Raw genomic sequence first — 579 nt, forward strand, 5'->3', positions numbered from 1 at the left:
CCGAAAGCGAAGTGCACATGGAGGGTACTGACCGGTACTGGTGACGTAGTGGCTTAACTGACTTCCCTGTTCCATTGCTCCCCAGACCCCTTATACCCCCGTCACGGGGTTCTCACTGCCAGTTGGAACCGTTGGAGCCTATGCGCCCACGAAAGAGGTGCATTNTTCATAGGATCCAATTCATGCAGAATCATGTCATTACTTCCCGAGGCGTCATACCTTTGTCGAGAGGGGGTTCAGCCAGCGATCTCGAGCCTGCCTATGCGCAGTTGACTCCCGAAGCCTATCGACACGCGGTTACGAAATTCAAACAAGCGCTGACTACACCGGAGCGGCCGACCGGTGAACCCGTGTTCCTCTATGACCGCACACCAGGCGAACTGGAAAATTTCCGTTCTTCGGACAGTTTTATTCTTCCTCCTCACCTCAATCAAAAAGGCTGGGACACGCTGCACATTTCCGGCAGTGCCAGTATCTGTCACCGCCACTGTAAAAATGACCCCCTAACGCCAACCTAGAATTGACCCCCCTGGGTAAAACTGGCGGCTTTGAGCTGCCAATATGTTGACCCAGGAGCAG

Annotated in this window: 1 pseudogene; it reads left to right on the top strand. The window is 54.0% G+C overall.

Annotated features, from left to right (window positions below):
* Positions 1 to 182 precede the first annotated feature (182 nt).
* Positions 183 to 476, top strand: a pseudogene (locus AO277_RS14525) (tyrosine protein phosphatase); the annotation flags it as partial.
* Between the last annotated feature and the right edge of the window lie 103 nt (positions 477 to 579).

The sequence above is a fragment of the Pseudomonas amygdali genome, assembly GCF_002699855.1.
Lineage (GTDB): Bacteria > Pseudomonadota > Gammaproteobacteria > Pseudomonadales > Pseudomonadaceae > Aquipseudomonas > Aquipseudomonas amygdali.